The 23,173-nt window shown below is 57.0% G+C and carries 20 protein-coding genes; 9 read left to right on the top strand and 11 right to left on the bottom strand.

What is annotated here, in order from left to right; all coding sequences use genetic code 11:
* Positions 1-33: 33 nt before the first annotated feature.
* The 3 genes from fghA to ptrR are packed head-to-tail and all read right to left on the bottom strand — an operon-like array spanning position 34 to position 2,919.
* On the bottom strand, positions 34-876 hold the full coding sequence (fghA, locus tag FKM52_RS08405; protein ID WP_141175755.1) for an S-formylglutathione hydrolase: 843 nt from the start codon (positions 874-876) through the stop codon (positions 34-36).
* A gap of 11 nt (positions 877-887) precedes the next feature.
* Complete coding sequence (locus FKM52_RS08400; RefSeq protein ID WP_141175754.1) at positions 888-2,012, bottom strand: S-(hydroxymethyl)glutathione dehydrogenase/class III alcohol dehydrogenase; 1,125 nt, start codon at positions 2,010-2,012, stop codon at positions 888-890.
* A complete protein-coding gene (gene ptrR, locus FKM52_RS08395) occupies positions 1,999-2,919 on the bottom strand; it encodes a putrescine utilization regulator PtrR (RefSeq protein WP_141175893.1) in 921 nt (306 codons plus the stop codon). The genes FKM52_RS08400 and ptrR overlap by 14 nt, the downstream gene beginning before the upstream one ends.
* Before the next feature lie 105 nt (positions 2,920-3,024).
* On the opposite strand from ptrR, the gene FKM52_RS08390 reads away from it, so the two are divergent.
* The 7 genes from FKM52_RS08390 (at position 3,025) to mglC (ending at position 11,303) form a co-directional block, all read left to right on the top strand.
* Positions 3,025-4,182, top strand: coding sequence for a YbfB/YjiJ family MFS transporter (locus FKM52_RS08390; RefSeq protein ID WP_141175753.1), 1,158 nt, complete (start codon positions 3,025-3,027; stop codon positions 4,180-4,182).
* A 135-nt stretch (positions 4,183-4,317) separates the two neighbouring features.
* The gene (gene folE / locus FKM52_RS08385) at positions 4,318-4,983 is read left to right on the top strand and encodes a GTP cyclohydrolase I FolE (RefSeq protein WP_141175892.1); all 666 of its coding nucleotides are present in this window, start codon (positions 4,318-4,320) and stop codon (positions 4,981-4,983) included.
* 38 nt (positions 4,984-5,021) lie between these two features.
* Positions 5,022-6,173 (top strand): DUF418 domain-containing protein YeiB, encoded by a 1,152-nt coding sequence (gene yeiB / locus FKM52_RS08380; protein ID WP_141175752.1) that lies wholly within the window; start codon positions 5,022-5,024, stop codon positions 6,171-6,173.
* A 153-nt stretch (positions 6,174-6,326) separates the two neighbouring features.
* Complete coding sequence (gene galS / locus FKM52_RS08375; protein WP_141175751.1) at positions 6,327-7,367, top strand: HTH-type transcriptional regulator GalS; 1,041 nt, start codon at positions 6,327-6,329, stop codon at positions 7,365-7,367.
* 320 nt (positions 7,368-7,687) lie between these two features.
* Positions 7,688-8,683, top strand: coding sequence for a galactose/glucose ABC transporter substrate-binding protein MglB (mglB, locus tag FKM52_RS08370; RefSeq protein ID WP_141175750.1), 996 nt, complete (start codon positions 7,688-7,690; stop codon positions 8,681-8,683).
* 68 nt (positions 8,684-8,751) lie between these two features.
* Entirely contained in the window at positions 8,752-10,272 is a 1,521-nt protein-coding gene (mglA, locus tag FKM52_RS08365) for a galactose/methyl galactoside ABC transporter ATP-binding protein MglA (protein WP_141175749.1), read from the top strand.
* Between the two features lie 20 nt (positions 10,273-10,292).
* Positions 10,293-11,303 (top strand): galactose/methyl galactoside ABC transporter permease MglC, encoded by a 1,011-nt coding sequence (mglC, locus tag FKM52_RS08360; protein ID WP_141175748.1) that lies wholly within the window; start codon positions 10,293-10,295, stop codon positions 11,301-11,303.
* A 72-nt stretch (positions 11,304-11,375) separates the two neighbouring features.
* Here mglC and sanA read toward each other — a convergent pair whose 3' ends face one another.
* The 6 genes from sanA to metG all read right to left on the bottom strand — a co-directional run bounded on the left by sanA (position 11,376) and on the right by metG (position 18,547).
* The gene (gene sanA, locus FKM52_RS08355; protein ID WP_141175747.1) at positions 11,376-12,098 is read right to left on the bottom strand and encodes an outer membrane permeability protein SanA; all 723 of its coding nucleotides are present in this window, start codon (positions 12,096-12,098) and stop codon (positions 11,376-11,378) included.
* Between the two features lie 135 nt (positions 12,099-12,233).
* Complete coding sequence (locus FKM52_RS08350) at positions 12,234-13,931, bottom strand: NAD-dependent malic enzyme (protein ID WP_141175746.1); 1,698 nt, start codon at positions 13,929-13,931, stop codon at positions 12,234-12,236.
* 176 nt (positions 13,932-14,107) lie between these two features.
* A complete protein-coding gene (gene cdd / locus FKM52_RS08345; RefSeq protein WP_141175745.1) occupies positions 14,108-14,998 on the bottom strand; it encodes a cytidine deaminase in 891 nt (296 codons plus the stop codon).
* Between the two features lie 147 nt (positions 14,999-15,145).
* Positions 15,146-15,838: a CidB/LrgB family autolysis modulator gene (locus FKM52_RS08340; RefSeq protein WP_141175744.1), complete on the bottom strand. Its 693-nt coding sequence runs from the start codon at positions 15,836-15,838 to the stop codon at positions 15,146-15,148.
* Positions 15,831-16,223, bottom strand: a complete 393-nt coding sequence (locus tag FKM52_RS08335) for a CidA/LrgA family protein (RefSeq protein ID WP_141175743.1) — start codon at positions 16,221-16,223, stop codon at positions 15,831-15,833. Before FKM52_RS08335 ends, FKM52_RS08340 begins: the two co-directional genes overlap by 8 nt.
* A gap of 293 nt (positions 16,224-16,516) precedes the next feature.
* The gene (metG, locus tag FKM52_RS08330; protein WP_141175742.1) at positions 16,517-18,547 is read right to left on the bottom strand and encodes a methionine--tRNA ligase; all 2,031 of its coding nucleotides are present in this window, start codon (positions 18,545-18,547) and stop codon (positions 16,517-16,519) included.
* A 211-nt stretch (positions 18,548-18,758) separates the two neighbouring features.
* On the opposite strand from metG, the gene apbC reads away from it, so the two are divergent.
* Complete coding sequence (gene apbC / locus FKM52_RS08325) at positions 18,759-19,871, top strand: iron-sulfur cluster carrier protein ApbC (RefSeq protein WP_141175741.1); 1,113 nt, start codon at positions 18,759-18,761, stop codon at positions 19,869-19,871.
* Between the two features lie 6 nt (positions 19,872-19,877).
* On the opposite strand, the gene fucO is transcribed toward apbC, so the two are convergent.
* The gene (gene fucO / locus FKM52_RS08320; RefSeq protein ID WP_141175740.1) at positions 19,878-21,026 is read right to left on the bottom strand and encodes a lactaldehyde reductase; all 1,149 of its coding nucleotides are present in this window, start codon (positions 21,024-21,026) and stop codon (positions 19,878-19,880) included.
* Between the two features lie 956 nt (positions 21,027-21,982).
* On the opposite strand from fucO, the gene FKM52_RS08315 reads away from it, so the two are divergent.
* Positions 21,983-22,534, top strand: a complete 552-nt coding sequence (locus tag FKM52_RS08315; protein WP_141175739.1) for a hypothetical protein — start codon at positions 21,983-21,985, stop codon at positions 22,532-22,534.
* Here the strand turns inward: FKM52_RS08315 and FKM52_RS08310 are convergent.
* Positions 22,525-22,986 (bottom strand): GNAT family N-acetyltransferase, encoded by a 462-nt coding sequence (locus FKM52_RS08310; RefSeq protein WP_141175738.1) that lies wholly within the window; start codon positions 22,984-22,986, stop codon positions 22,525-22,527. The genes FKM52_RS08315 and FKM52_RS08310 overlap by 10 nt on opposite strands.
* Positions 22,987-23,173: the final 187 nt, after the last annotated feature.

Here is a 23,173-nt window from a genome sequence, read left to right as displayed (position 1 = left end):
GGTAACAAGGGGCGGCCCGCGCCGCCCCTGAAGTTATGCCAACAGATGCTGCGCATGGAAGCGCAGATGATCCTCAACGAACGAGGCGATAAAGAAGTAGCTGTGATCGTAACCGGGCTGAATGCGCAGCGTCAGCGGCCAGCCGCTCTGCTGCGCCACCGCCTCCAGCCGTTCCGGCTGGAGCTGATCGGCAAGGAACTGATCGCTGTCGCCCTGATCGATTAAGATCGGCAGCTGCGCCGCCGCCTGCTGCATCAGCAGGCAGCTGTCATACTGCCGCCACTGTTCGCGATCCTCGCCCAGATAGGCGCCGAGCGCCTTCACGCCCCAGGGGACTTCGCTGGGATTGACGATGGGCGCAAACGCGGAAGCGGAAGCAAAGCGGTGCGGATTACGCAGCGCCAGCACCAGCGCGCCGTGGCCCCCCATAGAATGGCCCATTATCGCCTGTCGATCGCTGATGTTAAAGCTGGCGGCGATCAGTGCCGGCAGCTCTTCATTCAGATAGTCGTACATGCGGAAATGCTGGCGCCACGGCTCCTGGGTGGCATTCAGATAGAACCCGGCGCCCTGACCGAGATCGTAAGCCTCGTCATTCGGCACCTCGTCGCCGCGCGGGCTGGTATCCGGCATCACCAGCACCAGACCCAGCTCCGCCGCTACCCGCTGCGCGCCCGACTTCACCGCAAAGTTTTCATCGGTGCAGGTCAGGCCAGCCAGGCACCACACTACCGGCGGCGGCGTATCGCCTTTCGGCCCAGGCAGAAAGATGCCGAAGGTCATATTGCAGCCGAGCTGCGAAGAGTGGTGGCGCCAGCGCTGCTGCCAGCCGCCAAACAGACGATGTTCTTCCAGTAATTCCAGCGTGGTTGGCATTGCGGCTCCTGTTATTTACGGAAATGCACCACGGAGCGAATCGATTTGCCCTCGTGCATTAGATCGAACGCCTCGTTGATCGCTTCCAGCGGCATGGTATGGGTAATAAAGTCATTCAGCTGGAATTTCCCGTCGAGGTAATCCTGCACGATGCCCGGCAGCTGCGAGCGGCCTTTAACGCCGCCGAAGGCGGAGCCGCGCCAGACGCGCCCGGTCACCAGCTGGAAGGGGCGGGTGGCGATCTCTTCGCCCGCGCCCGCCACGCCGATAATCACCGACTCGCCCCAGCCTTTGTGGCAGCACTCCAGCGCGGAACGCATCACGTTAACGTTGCCGATGCATTCAAAAGAGAAATCCACGCCGCCGTCGGTCATTTCAACAATCACTTCCTGAATCGGCTTGTCATAATCTTTCGGGTTGATCAGATCGGTTGCGCCCAGCTTGCGGGCCAGATCGAATTTGCTGGTATTGATATCGATACCGATAATGCGGCCCGCTTTCGCCATCTTCGCGCCGATAATCGCCGACAGGCCGATGCCGCCGAGGCCGAAAATCGCCACGGTATCGCCTGCTTTCACTTTAGCGGTGTTCATCACCGCGCCCATGCCGGTGGTTACGCCGCAGCCGAGCAGGCAAACTTCTTCCAGCGGCGCCTCTTTGCTGATTTTCGCCAGCGAAATTTCCGGCACTACGGTGTACTCGGAGAAGGTGGAGGTGCCCATATAGTGGAAAATCGGCTTGCCGTCTTTAAAGAAACGGGTGGTGCCGTCCGGCATCAGCCCTTTGCCCTGGGTGGCGCGAATCGCCTGGCAGAGGTTGGTTTTGCCGGAGAGACAGAATTTGCACTGGCCGCATTCCGGGGTGTAGAGCGGGATCACGTGATCGCCCGGCGCCACGCTGGTCACCCCTTCGCCTACCGCTTCGACGATGCCGCCGCCTTCATGTCCGAGGATCGCCGGAAAAACGCCTTCGGGATCTTTGCCCGACAGGGTGTAGGCATCGGTGTGGCAGACGCCGGTCGCCACGATGCGCACCAGCACTTCGCCTTTTTGCGGCGGCATCAGGTCCACTTCTTCAATCTTCAGCGGTTCGCCTGCGGCCCAGGCAACGGCGGCGCGGGTCTTAATCATTTCCATTTATACACTCCTGAGGATGCATCAACTCATCGTTAACGGGGTTGTCGTCGAACTGCTCAATAATTAAATACTTCAGCGCTTCCACATTCGGGGTAAAGGCATCGCGCCGCCACAGCAGCCAGGTGGCGGTATCGCGGAACCTGGCCGGCAGCCGGTGCGCCTGCACCCGCTCGCGGCCTGGCATCTGCGCCAGCACCGATTCGGGCAGCAGCGCCACGCCAGCGCCGCTGGCTACGCAGGCCATCATGGCGTGATAGGACTGAATCTCCATCACGTTATGCGGCTGTATGCCGCCGTCGCGAAACCACTCTTCCAGCAGCAGGCGGTAGGAGCAGCTGGTGCGAAAGGCAAACACCGTATCGTCGCTGGCGTCCGCCGCGCTGCGGATCGGCTTATGGTCAACGCTGGAAATCAGCGTCATCCGCTCGCGAAAGGCGATGCAGCCGTTCAGCTCGTCATAGTGCGCCGGTCCGTCAACCAGCGCCGCCGCCAGCGTGCCCGCGCGTACGCGATCGACGATCTCGCCGGAGGTGCCGGTGATCAGCGACAGCGCCACCGCCGGGTAGCGCTGATGGTAGGCGGCCAGCAGATTCGGCAGACGGGTGGCAGCGGTACTTTCCATTGAGCCGAGGGCGAAGTTACCGCCCGGTTCGCCGGTACGTGCCATACTTAACGCCTCTTCGCTAAGCGCCAGAATACGCTGCGCGTAGCCAAGAAAATTATGGCCCATCGGCGATAAACGCAGGCGCTGTTTTTCCCGAATAAACAGATCGACGCCGATCTCCTGCTCCAGCTGGCGCAGGCGCGTGGTCAGATTTGAAGGGACCCGATGCAACTGCTCTGCGGCGCGCGCTACCGAACCGGTTTCCGCCACTGAACAGAACATACGTAACTGGACTAAATCCATCTGTTCTCTTACCGTAAGCAACTTCATCTTAAACATTCACTTTTCGTGAGTTTAAACGGCGGGCATGCTGGATGCAATGGCTAAACAATAAAAGATGGGGCCGCAATGCAGCAAAGAGAGAGTCAAACGCCGTCGGGAGCAGGGCGCATCGCGTTAAGCGCCCTGCTGGCGCTGGTGGTGGCAATGGGGATTGGACGCTTCGCCTTTACGCCGCAGGTGCCGTTGATGATCGCCGATGGTCAGCTCACCTTAACCAGCGCCAGCCTGGTGGCGGCGCTCAACTATCTGGGCTACCTGTGCGGATCTTTTGATGCGATGCGCGCGCGCCGTCACGTCGAGCGGCGGCTGCACGCCGGCGTCTGGGGGGCGGTGCTGCTGACGCTGCTCTCCGCGCTGCTGGCTAACCCCTGGCTGCACGGCATCGCGCGCCTGCTGATCGGCTGGGCCAGCGGCTGGGCGATGGTGCTGGCGGCGGCCTGGAGCAACGAGCAGCTGCTGCGTCGCAACCGGCCAGGGCTGTCGGCGCTGGTATTCGCCGGACCGGGCGTCGGCATCGTGCTGAGCGGGCTGCTGGCGCTGCTGCTTAACGGCTGGCGCGTAACGGCGGCGGGCGCCTGGCTCGCCTACGGCGGTCTTGCGCTGCTGCTGACGCTGATTATCGCGCCGCATCTGCCGCGCCGCGGCGATCTGCATCGTCCGGAAACCGCTCCGGCGCCGCTGCTGTTGAACGGCAATCTGAAGCGGTTGGTGCTCAGCTACAGCCTCGCCGGTTTTGGCTATATCCTGCCCGCTACTTTTCTCTCGCAGCTGGCGGCGACGCGCTTTCCGCACAGCCTGCTGGCCCAGCTTGTCTGGCCGGTTTTCGGCGGCGCGGCGGTGGTCGGCATCCTGCTGGGCATTCTCACCCGGCGTTGGGCAAGCGCCCATATCCGACTGGCGCTGGCGCTGTGGCTGCAGGCGCTGGGCGTATTTATCGGCGGTCTGGCCCCCGGACTCGCCGGGCTGGCGGCGGGCGCGCTGCTGACCGGCGGCGGTTTTCTCTGCGTGGTGCAGCTGACGCTGCAGTATGGCCGCGAGCTGGCGCCGCAGCATACGCGCTATCTGGCGGGGTTGCTGACCACCGGCTACGCCATCGGCCAGCTGGCGGGGCCGATGCTCTCTTCGCTTTCCAGCCTGCTGTGGCAGCGGATCGATCCGGCGCTGTATGTGGCGGGCGCGGCGCTGCTGCTGGCCGGCGCGCTGGTATGGCGTCGCGCTGCATGAAGCGATTTCAGCGACGATTAAAGGGATTCACTGGATAAACGCCCCGGAGTGCTTCAGAATACGCGCTCTGATTACTATCCCGATAACGACGCGTGCGCGATTGTCGGTAAGTCGCACCTGCAGGAGAAACATCACATGGTGACGTTAAGTCATGAAGCCGCTCTGGTCCATGAAGCGCTGCTGGCGCGTGGCCTGGAAACCCCGCTGCGTGCGCCTGCGCGTAAAATGGATGATGAAACGCGCAAGCGTCTGATCGCCGGACATATGACGGAAATCATGCAGCTGCTCAATCTCGATCTGGACGATGACAGCCTGATGGAGACGCCTCACCGCATCGCCAAAATGTACGTGGATGAGATTTTCTCCGGCCTCGACTACGCTAACTTCCCTAAAATCACCCTGATCGATAATAAGATGAAGGTGGATGAGATGGTGACGGTGCGCGATATTACGCTGACCAGCACCTGCGAGCATCACTTTGTTATCATTGACGGCAAGGCCACCGTCGCCTATATCCCGAAAGATAAGGTGATCGGTCTGTCGAAAATCAACCGTATCGTGCAGTTCTTCGCCCAGCGTCCGCAGGTGCAGGAGCGCCTGACCCAGCAGGTATTGATCGCGCTGCAAACGCTGCTCGGCACCAATAACGTGGCGGTCTCTATCGATGCGGTACATTATTGCGTGAAGGCGCGCGGCATTCGCGACGCCAACAGCGCCACTACCACTACGTCGCTGGGCGGGCTGTTTAAATCAAGCCAGAATACCCGCCAGGAGTTTCTGCGCGCGGTGCGCCATAACTGATTGCTTTTTCGCCGCAGATGAGGCGGCAGGAAACGTGCATGCAACGACAAATCACGCTCGATTTTATTCGTGGTCTGGCCATTCTCGGTATCCTGCTGCTGAATATTAACGGCTTCGGCTTACCCTCCGCCGCCTACCTTAATCCCGCCTGGCAGGGCCTGCCTGCCTTCAGCGACGCGCTGAGCTGGGCGCTGCTCGATCTGCTGGCGCAAAGTAAATTTATTACGCTGTTCGCCCTGCTGTTTGGCGCGGGCCTGCAGATGCTGCTGCCGCGCGGCAAGCGCTGGCTCCAGGCGCGGCTGAGCTGGCTGGTGATTATCGGCTTTCTTCATGCCGTTCTGCTGTGGGAAGGCGATATCCTGCTGGCCTACGGCATCGTCGGGCTGATCGCCTGGCGCATGATCCGCGAGCTGCCTGCGACGCGCTCGCTGTTCAATACCGGCGTAATGCTCTATTTGGTCGGCGTCGGCGTGCTGCTGCTGTTTGGCCTGATCTCATCCGCTACGCCGCCCCACAGCTGGCTGCCCGGCGCGGCGGAGCTACAGTATGAGGCCGCCTGGAAAGTGGGCGGCGGCATGGAGGCGGTGCGCAACCGGCTCGATCATCTCTCTTCGATGCTGCTGGCGCTGGGAGCGCAGTACGGCTGGCAGCTGGCGGGACTGATGCTGATCGGCGCGGCGCTGATGCGCAACGGCTGGCTGCAGGGCGCCTGGAGCCGCGCTCATTATCGGCGCGCCGCGGCGTTGCTGCTGCCGCTGGGCTGGCTGATTCAGCTGCCGGCCACTCTGCTGCAATGGCATCTGGCGTGGAACTACCACTGGACGGCGTTTTACCTGCAAATGCCGCGCGATCTGGCCGCGCCCTTTATCAGCCTCGGCTATGCCGCGCTCTGCTTCGGCTTCTGGCCGCAGCTGGCGAAGCTGAAAATAACCCAGGCCATCTGCTGCGTCGGGCGGATGGCGCTGAGCAACTATCTGCTGCAAACGCTACTCTGCACCACGCTGTTTTATCACCTCGGCCTGTTTCAGCACTTCAGCCGCAGCCAGCTGCTGCTGCTGGTTGCGCCGCTCTGGCTGGCTAATCTGCTGTTCTCTGTCCTCTGGCTGCGCTATTTCCGCCAGGGGCCGCTGGAGTGGCTGTGGCGCCGCCTTACCCTGCTGGCGGCAGACGGCGCCGCGCCGCGCGGATAATGACCGGTATCACAAAGGTTAAAAAATTGTATGTAACCGTTTTCATTCGTGTGACGTAATTCACGCAGCCCGCCTGCGCAGCCTGCCAGAATAACCGCCAGCAATTCTATGCGGCAGGTGAGCTATGCAAAGCTATCTTTCAGGTAATCCATCATGATTACCATTCGTGATGTGGCGCGTCAGGCAGGCGTCTCGGTCGCCACCGTTTCCCGCGTGCTGAATAACAGCAGCGCGGTAACGGCAGAAACCCGCGATGCGGTGTTACAGGCGGTGGAAGGGCTGGGCTATCGTCCTAACGCCAACGCTCAGGCGCTGGCGACGCAGGTTAGCGATACCATCGGCGTGGTAGTGATGGATGTCTCCGATCCCTTTTTCGGCGCGCTGGTTAAAGCGGTGGATGCCGTAGCGCAGCGCGTGCAAAAGCATGTGCTGATCAGCAACTCGTGGCACCAGGAAGAGAAAGAGCGCCACGCCATTGAAGTATTGATGCGCCAGCGCTGCAATGCGCTGGTGGTACATGCCAAATCCCTTTCCGATGCTGAGCTGGGCGGCTTTATGGACCAGGTGCCGGGAATGGTGCTGGTGAACCGCATCTTGCCCGGCTACGCGCATCGCTGCGTCGGGCTGGATAACGTCACCGGCGCGCTGATGGCGACGCGCATGCTGTTGCAGCAGGGGCATACGCGTATCGGCTATCTTGGCTCCAGCCATGCCATTGAAGATGATGAGCGACGCCGCGCCGGCTGGCTGATGGCGTTACAGGAGCAGGGTATCGCGCCGCCGGAAGTCTGGGTCGGCTGCGGCGAGCCGGATATGCAGGGCGGCGAGGCGGCAATGGTGGAGCTGCTGGGACGCAATCTGCAGCTTAGCGCCATTTTCGCCTATAACGACGGCATGGCGGCCGGCGCGCTGACGGCGCTAAAAGATAACGGCATTGCGGTGCCGCACCATTTCTCGGTAATCGGCTTCGATGATATTCCCATGTCGCGCTACACCGATCCGCAGCTGACCACAGTACGTTATCCCATTGTTTCTATGGCGAAATTAGCCACCGAGCTGGCGCTGAAGGGCGCAGCGGGCGAGCTGGATAGCAATGCGCGGCACTGTTTTATGCCTACCCTGGTGCGCCGCCATTCGGTAGCGGCGCGGCAAAATGTGGCACCGATCACTTTTTCCAGCGATTCATCCATGTAACCGTTTTCAATTTGTGAGTAAATTCACAGTTAATTAACATTACGCTCACTATGATAGCAGCATCTAAACGGCGCTGAAACATAATGTAACGGATGCTTTAATCCATAATGCAGCCGGTTAGCCGCGCCTTGTAACATTTTGTCACCACCCTCAGGAAGCGTTACCGCACAGGGAAGTCAGGTTTTGTGTCAGCAAGCCATCGGCTTTGGGTAACGTTTTCTTAACCGCCCGCCTGAGCCGATTTTTTCACTGCCTGTCCGCTGCTTCGCCCCCGGTGAAGGAAACGGACCCAGAACGACCCTGTAAAAACCGGAGATACCATGAATAAGAAGGTTTTCACCCTCACTGCCCTGGTTGCCAGCATGATGTTTGGCGCAACGGCGCACGCAGCAGATACTCGCATTGGCGTCACTATCTATAAATATGACGATAACTTTATGTCGATGGTGCGTAAGGATATTGAGAAAGACGCGCAGGCCGCTGGCGGCGTGCAGCTGCTGATGAACGACTCGCAGAACGACCAGTCCAAACAGAACGATCAGATCGACGTACTGCTGGCGAAAGGCGTCAAAGCGCTGGCAATCAACCTGGTAGACCCGGCGGCGGCGGCCGTGGTGCTGGATAAGGCGCGCGGCAATGACGTGCCGGTGGTGTTCTTCAACAAAGAGCCGAACGCTAAAGTGCTGGCCAGCTATGACAAAGCCTACTATGTCGGCACCGATTCCAAAGAGTCGGGCGTGATCCAGGGCCAGTTGATTGAGAAACACTGGAAGGCGACGCCCGCCTGGGATCTGAACAAAGACGGGCAGATTCAGTTTGTGCTGCTGAAAGGGGAGCCGGGCCACCCGGACGCCGAAGCGCGTACCAAATATGTGATCGATACCCTGAATAAAGATGGCATTAAAACGCAGCAGCTGGCGATGGATACCGCGATGTGGGATACCGCGCAGGCGAAGGATAAAGTGGATGCCTGGCTTTCCGGCCCGAACGCCAACAAGATTGAAGTGGTGATCGCCAACAACGATGCGATGGCGATGGGCGCGGTAGAAGCGCTGAAGGCGCATAACAAATCCTCAATTCCGGTATTCGGCGTCGATGCGCTGCCGGAAGCGCTGGCAATGGTGAAATCAGGCGCGATGGCCGGTACGGTGCTGAACGACGGCGCCAACCAGGCGAAAGCCACTTTTGAACTGGCGAAAAACCTGGCCGCCGGCAAGCCGGCTGCCGAAGGCACCAATTTCAAACTGGAAAATAAAATCGTTCGTATTCCTTACGTGGCGGTAGATAAAGAGAACCTTTCTCAGTTCAGTAAATAAAGGTATGCGGGCGCGTGTCGAACGCGCCCTTATTCGCCAGACGCAGACACTTTTCAGCCAGGTAAATTATGGCCAGCGAAAACCGTACACAGCAGCAAGAGTTCCTGCTGGAGATGACGCATGTCAGTAAGTCATTTCCCGGCGTGAAGGCTTTGGACAATGTTAACCTGAAAGTCCGGCCGCATTCCGTGCACGCGCTAATGGGGGAGAACGGCGCGGGGAAATCCACCTTATTAAAATGCCTGTTTGGCATTTACAGTAAAGACAGCGGATCGATTCTTTTTCAGGGGAGAGAAGTTAATTTTAAAAGCGCGAAAGAGGCGCTGGAAAATGGCGTTTCCATGGTGCACCAGGAATTAAACCTGGTACTGCAGCGCTCGGTAATGGATAACATGTGGCTGGGACGTTATCCGAAAAAAGGGCTGTTTGTCGATCACGATAAAATGTATCGCGCTACCAAAGCTATTTTTGACGAGCTGGATATCGATATCGATCCGCGCGATAAAGTGGCGCAGCTGTCGGTTTCGCAAATGCAGATGGTGGAGATCGCCAAGGCGTTTTCTTATGACGCTAAAATCGTCATTATGGATGAGCCGACCTCGTCGCTGACGGAAAAAGAGGTAAACCATCTGTTTACCATTATCCGTAAGCTAAAAGATCGCGGCTGCGGCATCGTTTATATCTCGCATAAGATGGAAGAAATTTTCCAGCTGTGCGATGAAATTACCATTCTGCGCGACGGCCAGTGGATTGCTACCCAGCCGCTGGAAGGGCTGGATATGGATAAGATCATCGCTATGATGGTGGGCCGCTCCCTGAATCAGCGCTTCCCGGACAAAACCAACGTGCCGGGCGAGGTGATTCTGGAGGTACGCGGCCTTACCTCGCTGCGTCAGCCCTCAATTCGCGATATCTCCTTCGATCTGCATAAAGGGGAAATTCTCGGCATCGCCGGGCTGGTGGGCGCCAAACGTACCGATATTGTCGAAACCCTGTTCGGCATTCGTGAAAAGGCGAGCGGCACCATTAAACTGCACGGCAAGGCGATTAATAACCACAGCGCCAATGAAGCGATTAATCACGGCTTTGCTTTAGTCACGGAGGAGCGCCGCTCGACGGGTATTTACGCTTATCTGGATATCGGTTTTAACTCGCTGATTTCAAATATTCGCCAGTATAAAAATAAGCTCGGCCTGCTGGATAACCGGCGGATGAAAAGCGATACCCAATGGGTGATTGACGCCATGCGGGTAAAAACGCCGGGGCACCATACCTCTATTGGATCGCTTTCCGGCGGCAACCAGCAAAAAGTTATTATCGGGCGCTGGCTGCTTACCCAGCCGGAAATATTAATGCTGGATGAACCCACGCGCGGCATTGACGTAGGCGCCAAGTTTGAAATTTATCAGCTGATTGCTGAACTGGCGAAGCGCGAAAAGGGGATCATTATTATCTCGTCTGAAATGCCGGAGCTGCTGGGAATTACCGACAGAATTCTGGTGATGAGCAATGGTCTTGTCGCCGGTATTGTCGAAACGAAAAACACCACGCAAAACGAAATATTACGTTTAGCGTCGTTACACCTTTAATGATGTAAGGGCTGTTTACCATGAAAGCTACAACGAAAAAGAATGCGCTGACCTGGTTGAAAGAGGGCGGCATCTATGTTGTTTTGCTGGTGCTGTTAGCGATTATTATTTTCCAGGACCCCACCTTCCTCAGCTTAATGAACCTGAGTAATATTCTGACCCAGTCCTCGGTGCGTATTATTATCGCGCTGGGCGTCGCCGGGCTGATTGTTACCCAGGGCACTGACCTCTCTGCCGGACGGCAGGTGGGGCTGGCGGCGGTAGTAGCGGCAACCATGCTGCAGGCGATGGACAACGCTAATAAGGTGTTTCCGCAGCTGGATACCGTGCCTATCCCGCTGGTGATCCTGACGGTGTGCATTATTGGCGGCCTGATCGGCCTGCTGAACGGCGTTATTATCGCTTATCTGAAGGTGACGCCCTTTATTACCACCCTGGGCACCATGATCATCGTCTACGGCATCAACTCGCTCTACTATGATTATGTCGGCGCGTCGCCGATTGCCGGTTTTGATACGGGCTTTTCAACCTTCGCTCAGGGCTTCCTGCGCTTTGGCGATTTCAAGCTCTCCTACATCACCTTTTATGCGTTGATTGCCATCGTGTTTGTCTGGATCCTGTGGAATAAAACGCGCTTCGGGAAAAATATTTTCGCTATCGGCGGCAACCCGGAGGCGGCGAAGGTCTCCGGCGTTAACGTTCCGCTGAACCTGATCCTGATCTATGCGCTCTCCGGCGTGTTCTACGCTTTTGGCGGCATGCTGGAAGCGGGGCGCATCGGCAGCGCCACCAACAACCTGGGCTTTATGTATGAGCTGGACGCCATCGCCGCCTGCGTGGTGGGCGGCGTCTCCTTCGCCGGCGGCGTCGGTACGGTGGCGGGCGTGGTGACCGGGGTGCTGATCTTTACCGTAATCAACTACGGCCTCACCTATATCGGCGTCAACCCTTACTGGCAGTACATTATCAAGGGCGGCATTATCATTTTCGCCGTGGCGCTGGATTCGCTGAAATACTCGCGTAAAAAGTAACAGGGCGCGGGCGGCCCAGCCTGCACCCCGTTCGCTAAATAACAAGCCGACCCTGCGTCGGCTTTTTTACGGCTATTTTTTCTGTCGCCGCTGCTCCAGCTCCAGCAGCTGCTCCGGCGTTACCGCCGGATAGCTTTGCGCTCCCTGCGGCACCTCATGCACCGCCGGAATCGGCACCAGCGGGCCGAGAAAACGCGGCTCACGCTTCATAATATAGAGATCCGCCAGCGCGCCGAGGCGCGCCGCCACTTCACGCGCGCGCACCGTTAACATATTTTTCGGCGACGGCACGGCGTAGCACTGCGCCTGAATGCCCATATGCAGCGCGATATAAAGCGCGCGCTCGCAGTGGAAACGCTGGGTGATAATAATGAAATCGTTAGTATCAAATACCTTGCGCGTGCGCACGATAGAATCGAGCGTGCGGAAGCCGGCGTAATCCAGCACGATATCGGCAGGATTAACGCCCGCGGCGATAAGATCGCGGCGCATGGTCATCGGTTCGTTATAGCTGTGCTGCGCGTTATCGCCGCTCAGCAGCAGATAGTTTACCTTGCCGCTGTTATAGGCGTTCAGCGCGCCCTGAATGCGATAGTAGTAATACTGGTTCGGCACCCCGGTGCGGTAATACTTGGCGGTGCCCAGCACCACGCCCACCTGACGATGCGGCAGCGAAGTCAGATCGTCATAGATCCAGGGAGCGGTTTTCCAGGCGATCCAGCGATCGAGGCCGAGCGCAGCCAGTATCATCAGCAGCAGGATGACGGCCAGGCCATATATCATGCGTTTCAACATGTTCGGCGTGCTCAGGACGGGGCGGAAGAATAGTTCAAGGCTACTTGAGCCGTCAGCGCGAAGCAAGCGCGCGCCGGTCAGGCGCGGCTTTTTTAAGCAATCCCTGCCGCCGTTAACGGCAGAGCGCTTTTTTCGCTAAATAGAGGTGCGGCGATAGTTACGATACTGCGGCAGCCAGAAGTTGTTGGCGATCGCTCGCGACAGCACATCTTCTGAGGTGACCACCGCCACGCCCGCCAGCTGCGCCGCTTTGCCAACCGCCATGGCGATCACTTTGGAGACGCCCTGAATATCCTTAATTTCCGGCAGCACCGGGCCTGCGCCATCGTTTACCAGCGGCGAGCATTCCGCCAGCGCCCGGCTGGCCGCCATCAGCATACTGTCGGTAACGCGGGTCGCGCCGGAGGCGATCACCCCCAGGCCGATGCCGGGGAAAATATAGGCGTTGTTACACTGGGCGATGGGATAGGTTTTACCCTGCCAGCTTACCGGGGCGAAGGGGCTGCCGGTCGCGACCAGCGCGGCGCCGTCGGTCCAGGCGAGGATATCCGCCGGAGTGGCTTCCACGCGTGAGGTGGGGTTAGAAAGCGGCATAACGATGGGACGCGCGCAGTGACGATGCATTTCGCGGATAATCTCTTCGCTGAACAGCCCCGGCTGGCCGGAAACGCCGATTAAAATATCGGGTTTGGCGTTGCGTACCACGTCCATCAGCGAAATCGCATCGCTGGATAAATGCCAGCCGGCGAGGTTTTCGCTCTTCTGCACCAGCTTGCTCTGGAAGCCGAGCAGGTTCGGCAGCTTGTCGGTCAGCAGGCCGAAGCGGTCAACCATAAAGACTTTGGCGCGCGCTTCTTCATCGCTCAGCCCTTCCGATTTCATCTGGGCGATAATCTGTTCGGCGATGCCGCAGCCGGCGGAACCTGCGCCCAGGAATACTACTTTCCGATCGCGCAGACGGCTGCCCGCCGCGCGGCTGGCGGCTATCAGCGTGCCGAGCGTGACGGCGGCGGTGCCCTGAATATCATCGTTGAAGCAGCACAGCTCGTTGCGGTAGCGCTCCAGCAGCGGCATGGCGTTTTTCTGCGCAAAATCTTCAAACTGCAGCAGCACGTTCGGCCAGCGGCTGCGCACCGCCTGGATAAACTCATCGACAAAGCGTTCATACTCTTCGCCGGTAATGCGCGGATGACGCCAGCCCATGTAGAGCGGATCGTTCAGCAGCTGCTGGTTATTGGTGCCGACATCCAGCACTACCGGCAGGGTATAGGCCGGGCTGATGCCGCCGCAGGCGGTGTAGAGCGACAGCTTGCCGATTGGAATCCCCATACCGCCGATGCCCTGATCGCCAAGGCCGAGAATACGTTCGCCATCGGTGACGACAATCACCTTCACGTTCTGCTTGGTGGCGTTTTGCAGCATATCTTCGATGTTGGCGCGATTCGACCAGGAGATAAACAGGCCGCGGGCGCGTCGGTAGATTTCAGAGAAGTGTTCACAGGCGGCGCCGACCGTCGGCGTATAGATAATCGGCATCATCTCTTCAAGATGATTGTCGAGCAGACGATAAAACAGCGTTTCGTTGGTATCCTGGATATTGCGCAGGTAGACATGCTTATCGTTATTGTTTTTAAAATCCTGAAACTGGCGCCAGGCGCGTTCAGCCTGCTCTTCAATGGTTTCCACCGTTTCCGGCAGCAGGCCGTTAAGGTTGAATTCGTTGCGTTCTTCAACGGTGAAGGCGCTGCCTTTATTCAGCAGGGGAAATTCCAGCAGGATAGGGCCGGCGTAAGGGATATAAAGCGGACGTTTACTTTCGTAATCGAGTTCCATGCGGCGTTTGCTCCGGTTACAGGCACCTTCTCTTCGGGGAAGTGACCTGTGTTTTTATGACAACAGGGTGTGCCACGATCCTAAGAATATTCTCGCAGAAGTACAGCTTTTGTTAACGTCTGATAACAAAAGCCGTAAATTTTTTTAGCGGGCGGCATGGGTAACCGGCTGTCAGGCTACGCTTTTTGCAGTGCAACCTGCTCCAGCTGGCGGCAGCCGAGCGCTCGTAGCGTAGCGGCGGCGGCGGGCAGCTGGCTCAGGCGCGCCTCGTCGCTTTCCGCCAGTACGGCGCGGGTAATTTGCTGGCAGCTTTCGCCATGCATATTGAGCAGAATCAGCGCCGCCTGTAGCGGAGGCAGACTGGGATTAAAAGCGGCGTTTTCGATATAGCCGCCCTGATAGCAGGCGCCGCTGGCGGTTTGCAGCGCGACGCCGCTGTGGGCCTGACTGTAGGGGGCGTGGCTGCGATTAGCGGCGGCGATCGCCATCTGCGTCAACGCATCGCCGCTCAGGCGATAGCCGTGATCGACCTTATCCATCACCAGCGCGGTGATATTTAAGTCGCGCGGGCCGAAGGCGTCGGGCAGATAGTCCGCCAGCGTCGCAACCGGGCGATTCGGCAGGCTGATGCGCAGCGCCGTGCCGCTGTTCAGCTCATTCATAAACTGGCGGCAGTGGCCGCAGGGCGTGTAGTTTACGGTGATGACCTCCAGACCGCTTTCGCCGCGTAGCCAGGCATGGGCGACCGCGCTCTGCTCGGCATGCACGGTTTGCTGCATATCCGTACCGGTAAATTCCATGTTGGCGCCGAAATACCAGTGGCCGCTGCGGCCGCGGGCGATGGCGCCGACGTTGAACTGCGACATCGGCGTAACGGCGCAGGCGGCGGCCAACGGCAGCAGCGCCAGCGCCAGCGCATTTTCATCTAATCCGCTCTGTTGGCAGAGAGCGTTAACCTGGGCGGGGGTAAAAAAGGCGGCGAAATCCTCAGCCTCAAGCACTGGAAGAAGCGCAGCCTGTAGATCGGCCGCTAAACCGGCAAAAGCCGGGCGAAAACGTGAATGCATTGCATGCCTCTTATTACGGGGTCCGGCCCCAAATTGTAAAGCGCCATTGCCGGGTTATATGTGATCTCTATCGCTACAGCAATGCAAGGCATGAAATGAAATTACAAATTGCGCGATCTATCGCAAAATTTAGCCTCACCGTGCGCGTTAAGCGAACAGCTTCAGCAGCAGCGGAAAGAGAAATGGCGCCAGCAGCGAGGTGATAATGCCGCACAGCACCAGCGCCAGCGAACTGAAGGCGCCCTCCTGAAAATCGAGCTCGGCGCAGCGCGCGGTACCAAGCGCATGTGACGCGTTGCCGATCGCCAGCCCGCGCGAGGCTTTGGTCTTTATCCGCAGCAGGTTCAGCAGCATATGGCCGAATACCGCGCCCAGCACGCCCGCCATCAGCACGCAGATGGCGCTAATCGCCGGGATGCCGTGCAGCGAAGCGGAAACGGCCATCGCGATCGGCGTGGTGACCGATTTCGGCATAATAGTAGCGGCGATTTCCGGCGTGGCGCCCAGCCACAGCGCAATGGCGGTGCCGGAAATCATCGCGGTCACGCTGCCGATAAAACAGATGCTGATAATCGATTTCCAGCGCGCGCGAATCTGGTGCAGCTGTTCATACAGCGGCAGCGCCAGCGCCACTACCGAAGGCTGCAGCAGATGGTTAAGCACTTCACTGCCCTGAAAATAGCGGGCGTAGGGCATATTGATCAGCAGCAGCAGCGGAATAATCACCGCCATCGAAATCAGCAGCGGATTGAGCAGCGAAATTTTTACCCGCGCCGCCAGCCGACGGGCGGCAAAAAAGACCGCCAGCGTCAGCGGCAGCGACCACCAGATATCACTCATGTTTATTTTCTCCGACAATCGGCCTGCCGTGCAGGCGGTGAGAGCTGTAGCCCACCACCACCAGTACCAGCAGGGTGCTGATGACGCAGGAAACCACGATAGGTCCAAACTGGGCGGTGAGGATATCGGTGTAGTTCATCACGCCGACGCTGATCGGTACGAACAGTAGCGCCATATAGCGGATCAGCAGATGGCAGCCGGGCTGCACCCATTTTATCGGCACAATGCGCGTACAGAGCAGCATAAAAAGAATCAGCATACCGATAATGCTGCCGGGAATAACGATCGGCAGCAGCGAGGAGAGCGCAATGCCGGCGTACAGGCAGAGGTAAATAACGATAAAGGCGCGCAGGTAGCGCCAGCAGGCTGAGAGCAGGTTGGACATCGCAGACTCCTGTTTTAACTGCAGATCATCATACGCTGAAACGCTTAAGCGTGCTACCGATCACACTTATTCGCCGGCGCGGCGCGGCCGGGACGAAGCGGCTGGGCCTGCTGATAAGGATAGTTTGCTAAATAATAATATCGAACTATTAACGTGCGGCAGGAAGGTAAAACGCTGAGTGTGGCGCCAGATAAGAAGAGGAGAAGGATATCGCCTCGCCCGGTTGGACGAGGCTCGCTGCAATAAAGGCTTTCCCGTAGCTGAAGGTGGAGAAAGCCTTATTACCGCTACGTTTATTTCACCGGCATACCGGGCTGTGCGCCGCTGTCCGCGCCGAGGATAAAGAGATCTTTACCGCCCGGTCCGGCAGAGAGCACCATCCCTTCCGATACGCCGAAGCGCATCTTACGCGGTGCGAGGTTGGCGACAATAATGGTATGGCGGCCAACCAGCACTGAGGGATCGGGATAGGCAGCGCGAATGCCGGAGAAGATCTGGCGCGTTTCGCCGCCCACGTCCAGCTCCAGGCGCAGCAGCTTATCGGATCCTGCAACCAGCTCGGCGGTTTTAATTAGCGCCACGCGCATATCCACTTTAGCAAAATCGTCAATGGTAATGGTGTCGCCGATCGGATCCTCAGCCAGCGGGCCGGTCGCGGCCGGTTGCGCGGCGGCGGCGTCCTCTTTTGAGGCTTCGATAAGCGCATTTACCTTCGGCATTTCGATACGGCTGTAGAGCGCTTTAAACGGCGCAACCTCGTGGTTCAACAGCGGCGTATGAATCGCATCCCATTCCAGTTCGGTTTTAAGGAAGCCTTCAACGCGTTCGCTCAGCGACGGCAGCACCGGCTTCAGCCAGGTCATCAGCACGCGGAACAGGTTGATGCCCATGGTGCAGATCGCCTGCAGATCGGCATCGCGGCCCTCCTGCTTCGCTACTACCCACGGCGCCTGCTCGTCCACATAGCGGTTTGCTACGTCCGCCAGCGCCATAATTTCACGAATGGCGCGGCTATATTCGCGGCTGGCCCAGGCTTCGCCAATACTTTCCGCAGCATCGGTAAAGGTTTTATACAGCGCCGGGTCCGCCAGCTTATCCGCCAGTTTGCCGCCGAAGCGTTTGGCGATAAAGCCCGCGTTGCGTGACGCAAGGTTAACCACCTTGTTGACGATATCGGCGTTAACGCGCTGCACGAAATCTTCCAGGTTCAGATCGATATCATCGATGCGTGAGGAAAGCTTCGCCGCATAGTAGTAGCGCAGGCTGTCGGCGTCGAGGTGTTCAAGCCAGGTGCTGGCCTTGATAAAGGTGCCGCGCGACTTGGACATTTTGGCGCCGTTAACCGTTACGTAGCCGTGTACGAACAGGTTGGTCGGCTTGCGGAAGTTGCTGCCCTCCAGCATCGCCGGCCAGAACAGACTGTGAAAATAGACGATATCCTTACCGATAAAATGATACAGCTCGGTGGTGGAATCTTTTTTCCAGTATTCGTCGAAATCGATATCGCCGCGCTGGTCGCACAGGTTCTTAAAAGAGCCCATGTAGCCAATCGGCGCATCCAGCCAGACGTAGAAATATTTGCCCGGCGCATCCGGAATTTCAAAACCGAAGTAGGGCGCGTCGCGGGAGATATCCCACTGCTGCAGGCCCGATTCAAACCACTCCTGCATCTTATTCGCTACCTGCTCCTGCAGCGCGCCGGAACGGGTCCAGGCCTGCAACATTGCGCTGAACGACGGCAGATCGAAGAAGAAATGCTCGGAATCACGCATAACCGGCGTCGCGCCGGACACCACCGATTTCGGATCGATAAGCTCGGTTGGGCTGTAGGTTGAGCCGCACACTTCGCAGTTATCGCCATACTGATCGGCGGCTTTACATTTCGGACAGGTGCCTTTCACAAAGCGATCCGGCAGGAACATGCCTTTTTCCGGGTCGAACAGCTGTGAAATGGTGCGGTTTTTAATGAAACCGTTCTCTTTCAGACGGCCATAGATCAGCGCCGACAGCTCACGGTTCTCATCGCTGTGCGTGGAGTGGTAGTTGTCATAGCTGATGTTAAAGCCAGCGAAATCTTGCTGGTGCGCCTGACTCATCTCGGCAATCATCTGTTCCGGAGTAATGCCCATCTGCTGCGCTTTCAGCATAATCGGCGTGCCGTGCGCGTCGTCAGCACAGATGAACCAGAGCTGATTGCCGCGCATTCGCTGGTAACGGACCCAGATATCGGCCTGGATATGCTCCAGCATATGGCCAAGATGAATAGGACCATTTGCGTACGGCAGAGCGCACGTTACCATTATTTTTTTCGCGACTTGAGTCATAGCGGGACACGTTTCTTCTGGTTAACAAGGGCCTTAGATGGTAACCGAAAGCCTGACCCGGCGTAAACAAAGGGATTATCGCATTGCCGGGCAAACACGCTTTGCCTGGGCTTCTGGTATGCTTAAGCCGAATCACATTATATGCGGCGGGCAGCGCAGCGGAGGCTGGCGGCGCGCGGCAAATAAATAACCCGAACGATAAGGAGAAGGGATGAGTTCACAATCCCACGGGGCGCTTTCGCCCGATACGCTGCGCGCTATGGTCGCCGGCATTTTGACCACTTTTGAACATCCGACGCTGAAGCATAATCTGACCGCGCTTAAGGCGCTGCACCATGTGGCGCTGATGGATGGCACGCTGCATATTGAAATTAAAATGCCCTTCGCCTGGGGCGGCGGCTTTGAAAATTTAAAGGAAACAACCAGCGCCGATCTGCTGCGTATTACCGGCGCGCGGGCCGTTGACTGGCGGCTGAGCCACGATATCGCCACCCTGAAGCGGGTGAAAAACCAGCCGGGCGTCAGCGGCGTAAAAAATATCATCGCCGTCAGCTCCGGCAAGGGCGGCGTTGGCAAATCGAGCACCGCGGTTAATATGGCGCTGGCGCTGGCTGCCGAAGGGGCGAAAGTCGGCATTCTCGACGCCGATATCTACGGGCCGTCCATTCCCACCATGCTGGGCACCGAAGATCAGCGTCCCGCCTCGCCGGACGGTAAGCATATGGCGCCGATTATGTCGCACGGCATGGCTACCAACTCCATCGGTTATCTGGTAACGGAAGATAACGCCATGGTGTGGCGCGGCCCGATGGCCAGCAAGGCGCTGATGCAGCTGCTGAATGAAACGCTGTGGCCGCAGCTGGATTATCTGGTGCTGGATATGCCGCCGGGCACCGGCGATATTCAGCTGACGCTGGCGCAAAATATCCCGGTTACCGGCGCGCTGGTAGTAACGACGCCGCAGGATGTCGCGCTGATTGACGCGCGCAAGGGCATCGTCATGTTTGAGAAAGTTGCGGTGCCGGTGCTGGGCGTGGTGGAAAATATGAGCATGCACATTTGCAGCAACTGCGGCCATCAGGAGGCGATTTTCGGCAGCGGCGGCGCGCAGCTGCTGGCGGAGAAATACCATACCCGTCTGCTTGGTCAGCTGCCGCTGCATATTCATCTGCGTGAGGATCTCGACGTTGGCGAGCCGACGGTGATCCGTCGCCCCGACAGCGAGTTTACCGCGCTTTATCGTAAGCTGGCGGGCGCCGTGGCGGCCCAGCTCTACTGGCAGGGCGAGGTGATTCCCGGCGAGATTGCCTTCCGCGCCCTGTAAGCCTTCTTACAGCGCCTGCTGATAGAGCTCCCGCACCTGCTCACGCGTAGCGGTGCGGGGATTGGCTGGCGCGCAGGGATCGGCCAGCGCCTTATCCAGCCAGCTTTCGATATCTTTCTCTTCAATGCCTAGCTCGCGGAACCCGGCAGGGATACCAACCTGACGGGCAAGCTGACGCAGCGCTTCAATCGCGGCGTGGCTGGCGGCTTCCTCATCCATTGCCGAAGTATCAACGCCCAGCGCGGCGGCGATGCGGGCGAAACGCGCGACGCTGGCCGGACGGTTAAACGCCGCCACCACCGGCAGCAGTATGGCGTTGCAGACGCCGTGCGGCAGATTATGGGTGGCGCCCGGCTGATGCGCCAGCGCATGTACCAGCCCCAGACCCGCGCTGTTAAACGCCATACCCGCCAGATACTGCGCGCAGGCCATCATCTCCCGCGCTTCGCGATTGCTGCCTTCCGCCACCGCCACCGGCAGCCAGTGATGAATCAGCCTGATAGCTTCCAGCGCGTTGGCATCGGTCAGCGCGTGGGCGCCTTTGGAAACGTAGGCTTCCAGCGCGTGCGTCAGGGCATCCATACCGGTAGCGGCGGTAACGCCTGGCGGAATGCCCAGCATAACGGCGGGATCGTCGACGGCGATATCGGGGATCAGGCGACTGTCGATAATCACCTGTTTAACCTGACGCGCGCTGTCGGTAATCACCGCGTTGCTGGTTACTTCAGCGGCGGTGCCGGCGGTGGTATTGATCGCTACCAGCGGTACGCCCTGCTGTTTCACCTTGCCGACGCCCGCGTAGTCAATCGCCCTGCCGGGATTAGCAGTGAGAATTTTAATCCCTTTCGCGCTGTCAATCGGGCTGCCGCCGCCGAAGGCGATTAGGAAATCGCACTGCTGCTGGCGGAAGGCGGTCAGGCCGGCCTGCACCTGCTCTTCGGTGGGATTCGGCGCCACGCCGGTAAACAGAGCATAGGGGATATTCTGCCGTTGCAGGCTGGCGGTCAGGCTGTCGGTCAGCCCCAGCCCGGCCAGCTGCTCGTCGGTGACAATCAGCGCCTTGCCCCATTTCTTCTGCGCCAGCAGCAGCGCCAAATCCTCAATGGCACCGTAGCCGTGCAGGCTAATCCCCGGTAACGCCAGTAAAAAGCTCATTTTTATCTCCCACGATTAGTAACGCGGATGCCAACGGCATCCGGCAGATAAAAATAAAACTAGCGCCGCGCGGGATGGGAAACCTTTCCGCTACGGTCAGCCGGGCGGGAAAACTGGCACTGGCGGTAAGAATGGGCGGGCACGGCTCACGCTTTTGCCGTGTTAATTAAATAATGCTAATTTTATCAAAAGGTTAAATTGATAGGGCGGGCGCTGATTGAGTCGAGTGGATCTTGTCAGCAGAAGAAGAAATAATGGCAATGACATGGATAAAAATATAATCATTGTTGAGGTTTGAGCGAAGGCGGCTAACTTACTTTTATTTGAAATTTTGTGAATACCATAACGGTAATTGCATGAAAAAGCGTTTATTTAGAAAGTTAATTTAAATTAATAAATTTGGAAATGTGGATAGTGAGTTAACTTTTCAGACATTTTTAATGTCTTTTGTGTGATGTTTTAGTTTTGTCCGCAAGTTATCATTATCATGCTTAATAAAAAGCAATCTATTAATATTGTTTTGTATTACTGCTGCGACATCTTTAACCGAAGGCTCTTTAAGTGGCTTTTGGGCAGGAAGTAATTTCCAAAATTTCCTTTTTAATGTTGGGCTGTTAAATAAAAAGCTATAGATTAGCCTAATCGACTTTTGAACATGATGTTGATAATGGAAATAAAACTGAAAAGGTTTACGATACGTTCGGTTACTCATCTTTTGACTGGACTACAGTCAGGTATAAACCGAAACTACAGTGACTCACTTTTTTAGTTCAATAACAGCGTTAAATAATTTTTATACTGTAACAAGCGTGGGTGGTTCAGGATAAAGCGTTGTAAGGGTAAATAAGAAAAACGGCAATATCCTTAATATAAGGAAGAATTAAACTCAGGCTTACCAATAATTTTCCAGGTGGTTAAATATTATGATGAAATTTTTGATGCGGAGGAGGTAACTGATGATGCTCGTAAACCCCATTATCCATAATATATTATTCGTAATATCGGTTTTTTTATTGAATCAAAAATGTACGCCTGATCTGGAAAGGTTTGTATTATTGTTTTTTCTGATTTTAGCACTGTTATCTTTACTTTGCGATCTCGTTTATTTTTTAGATGTTAAAAAAATTCTTTATTTGATCTTCCTGGTTGTGAAATCTTTGCTTGTTGTGCTGATATTATTTAATGGCAAAGGGTTGGCAGGTTCAGAACGCTATATTGCGCATGAAGGAAATATTTATTTTTACTATCAGGAAAATATTGCGGATCCAGGTGCATACCTTATTATTTATGAGAAAAGTAATGAAATTAACCCCTTCCTTTCTTTCAGGGTTAAAAAAAGATCTTTTTTTATTAATAGTTCAATTCATTTAATAATAATAAAAATGTCAGAAGGCATCTATTGCCTGATGAGCGATGAACAACGCCAATATAAACTTGATACAAGAAGCTGGACATTGAAACCCATTAATAACGAAAGCAAAAGGGATAAGAAGGATAGTCACTGGTAATTTTTGTTACTGGCATACTGGATATGCGCGGCTTTCTTATAGTGCATCAGCACATATTTTCCCTGCTCGCTTTCGCCCTGAGAAACAATCTGCCAGCCGTGACGCAGGTAAAAATCCTGCGCGTGGCGGTTCGCCAGCAGACATTTTAGCGCGCCGGTGGCGGTAAAGCATTCCTGTACCGCCTGTAGCAGGGCGCTGCCTGCGCCCTGGCCCTGAAACTGCGGGTCAACGAACAGACTATGCAAAAAATTGTCGTTTTCCAGAAAAGCGGCGAAGCCAAGCCGACGACCATCCTCTTCGGCCACCAGCACCGTTTCGCCGAGCACTACCCGATCGAAATCCTCCAGCTGCCAGGCGCTGTCATCAAGCCAGCTCCAGTTTGTTTTGCGCGCGGCCAGCAGCAGGGTGCGCAGAAAAGGGCGGTCGGCTTCAGTAAAGGGGCGGATATGCACGGTTTTCTCCCAGGTGCGGGCGCTGTCTCAGCGGATGCTAATAAAGTTAGCACCGTTGACGAAAAAAGGCAGGTAAGGCGGCGCGCAGGATGGCGCAATATGTCAGGCGGGCAATAAAACGCCCCGCGCGGTGAAAGGCGCGGGGCGCAGAACAGAGCGCGCTACGGCGGCAGCTTTACGGCTGCCG

This window comes from Mixta tenebrionis (assembly GCF_006517625.1).
Taxonomy (GTDB): Bacteria; Pseudomonadota; Gammaproteobacteria; order Enterobacterales; family Enterobacteriaceae; genus Mixta; species Mixta tenebrionis.
The sequence above is the reverse complement of the archived record's forward strand: the minus strand, read 5'-3'. Positions and strand labels throughout refer to the sequence as shown.

Coding starts and splice junctions, on each gene's coding strand:
- fghA (WP_141175755.1), bottom strand. CDS start 876: ATGCCAACCACGCTGGAATTACTGGAAGAACATCGTCTGTTTGGCGGC.
- FKM52_RS08400 (WP_141175754.1), bottom strand. CDS start 2,012: ATGGAAATGATTAAGACCCGCGCCGCCGTTGCCTGGGCCGCAGGCGAA.
- ptrR (WP_141175893.1), bottom strand. CDS start 2,919: ATGGATTTAGTCCAGTTACGTATGTTCTGTTCAGTGGCGGAAACCGGT.
- FKM52_RS08390 (WP_141175753.1), top strand. CDS start 3,025: ATGCAGCAAAGAGAGAGTCAAACGCCGTCGGGAGCAGGGCGCATCGCG.
- folE (WP_141175892.1), top strand. CDS start 4,318: ATGGTGACGTTAAGTCATGAAGCCGCTCTGGTCCATGAAGCGCTGCTG.
- yeiB (WP_141175752.1), top strand. CDS start 5,022: ATGCAACGACAAATCACGCTCGATTTTATTCGTGGTCTGGCCATTCTC.
- galS (WP_141175751.1), top strand. CDS start 6,327: ATGATTACCATTCGTGATGTGGCGCGTCAGGCAGGCGTCTCGGTCGCC.
- mglB (WP_141175750.1), top strand. CDS start 7,688: ATGAATAAGAAGGTTTTCACCCTCACTGCCCTGGTTGCCAGCATGATG.
- mglA (WP_141175749.1), top strand. CDS start 8,752: ATGGCCAGCGAAAACCGTACACAGCAGCAAGAGTTCCTGCTGGAGATG.
- mglC (WP_141175748.1), top strand. CDS start 10,293: ATGAAAGCTACAACGAAAAAGAATGCGCTGACCTGGTTGAAAGAGGGC.
- sanA (WP_141175747.1), bottom strand. CDS start 12,098: ATGTTGAAACGCATGATATATGGCCTGGCCGTCATCCTGCTGCTGATG.
- FKM52_RS08350 (WP_141175746.1), bottom strand. CDS start 13,931: ATGGAACTCGATTACGAAAGTAAACGTCCGCTTTATATCCCTTACGCC.
- cdd (WP_141175745.1), bottom strand. CDS start 14,998: ATGCATTCACGTTTTCGCCCGGCTTTTGCCGGTTTAGCGGCCGATCTA.
- FKM52_RS08340 (WP_141175744.1), bottom strand. CDS start 15,838: ATGAGTGATATCTGGTGGTCGCTGCCGCTGACGCTGGCGGTCTTTTTT.
- FKM52_RS08335 (WP_141175743.1), bottom strand. CDS start 16,223: ATGTCCAACCTGCTCTCAGCCTGCTGGCGCTACCTGCGCGCCTTTATC.
- metG (WP_141175742.1), bottom strand. CDS start 18,547: ATGACTCAAGTCGCGAAAAAAATAATGGTAACGTGCGCTCTGCCGTAC.
- apbC (WP_141175741.1), top strand. CDS start 18,759: ATGAGTTCACAATCCCACGGGGCGCTTTCGCCCGATACGCTGCGCGCT.
- fucO (WP_141175740.1), bottom strand. CDS start 21,026: ATGAGCTTTTTACTGGCGTTACCGGGGATTAGCCTGCACGGCTACGGT.
- FKM52_RS08315 (WP_141175739.1), top strand. CDS start 21,983: ATGATGCTCGTAAACCCCATTATCCATAATATATTATTCGTAATATCG.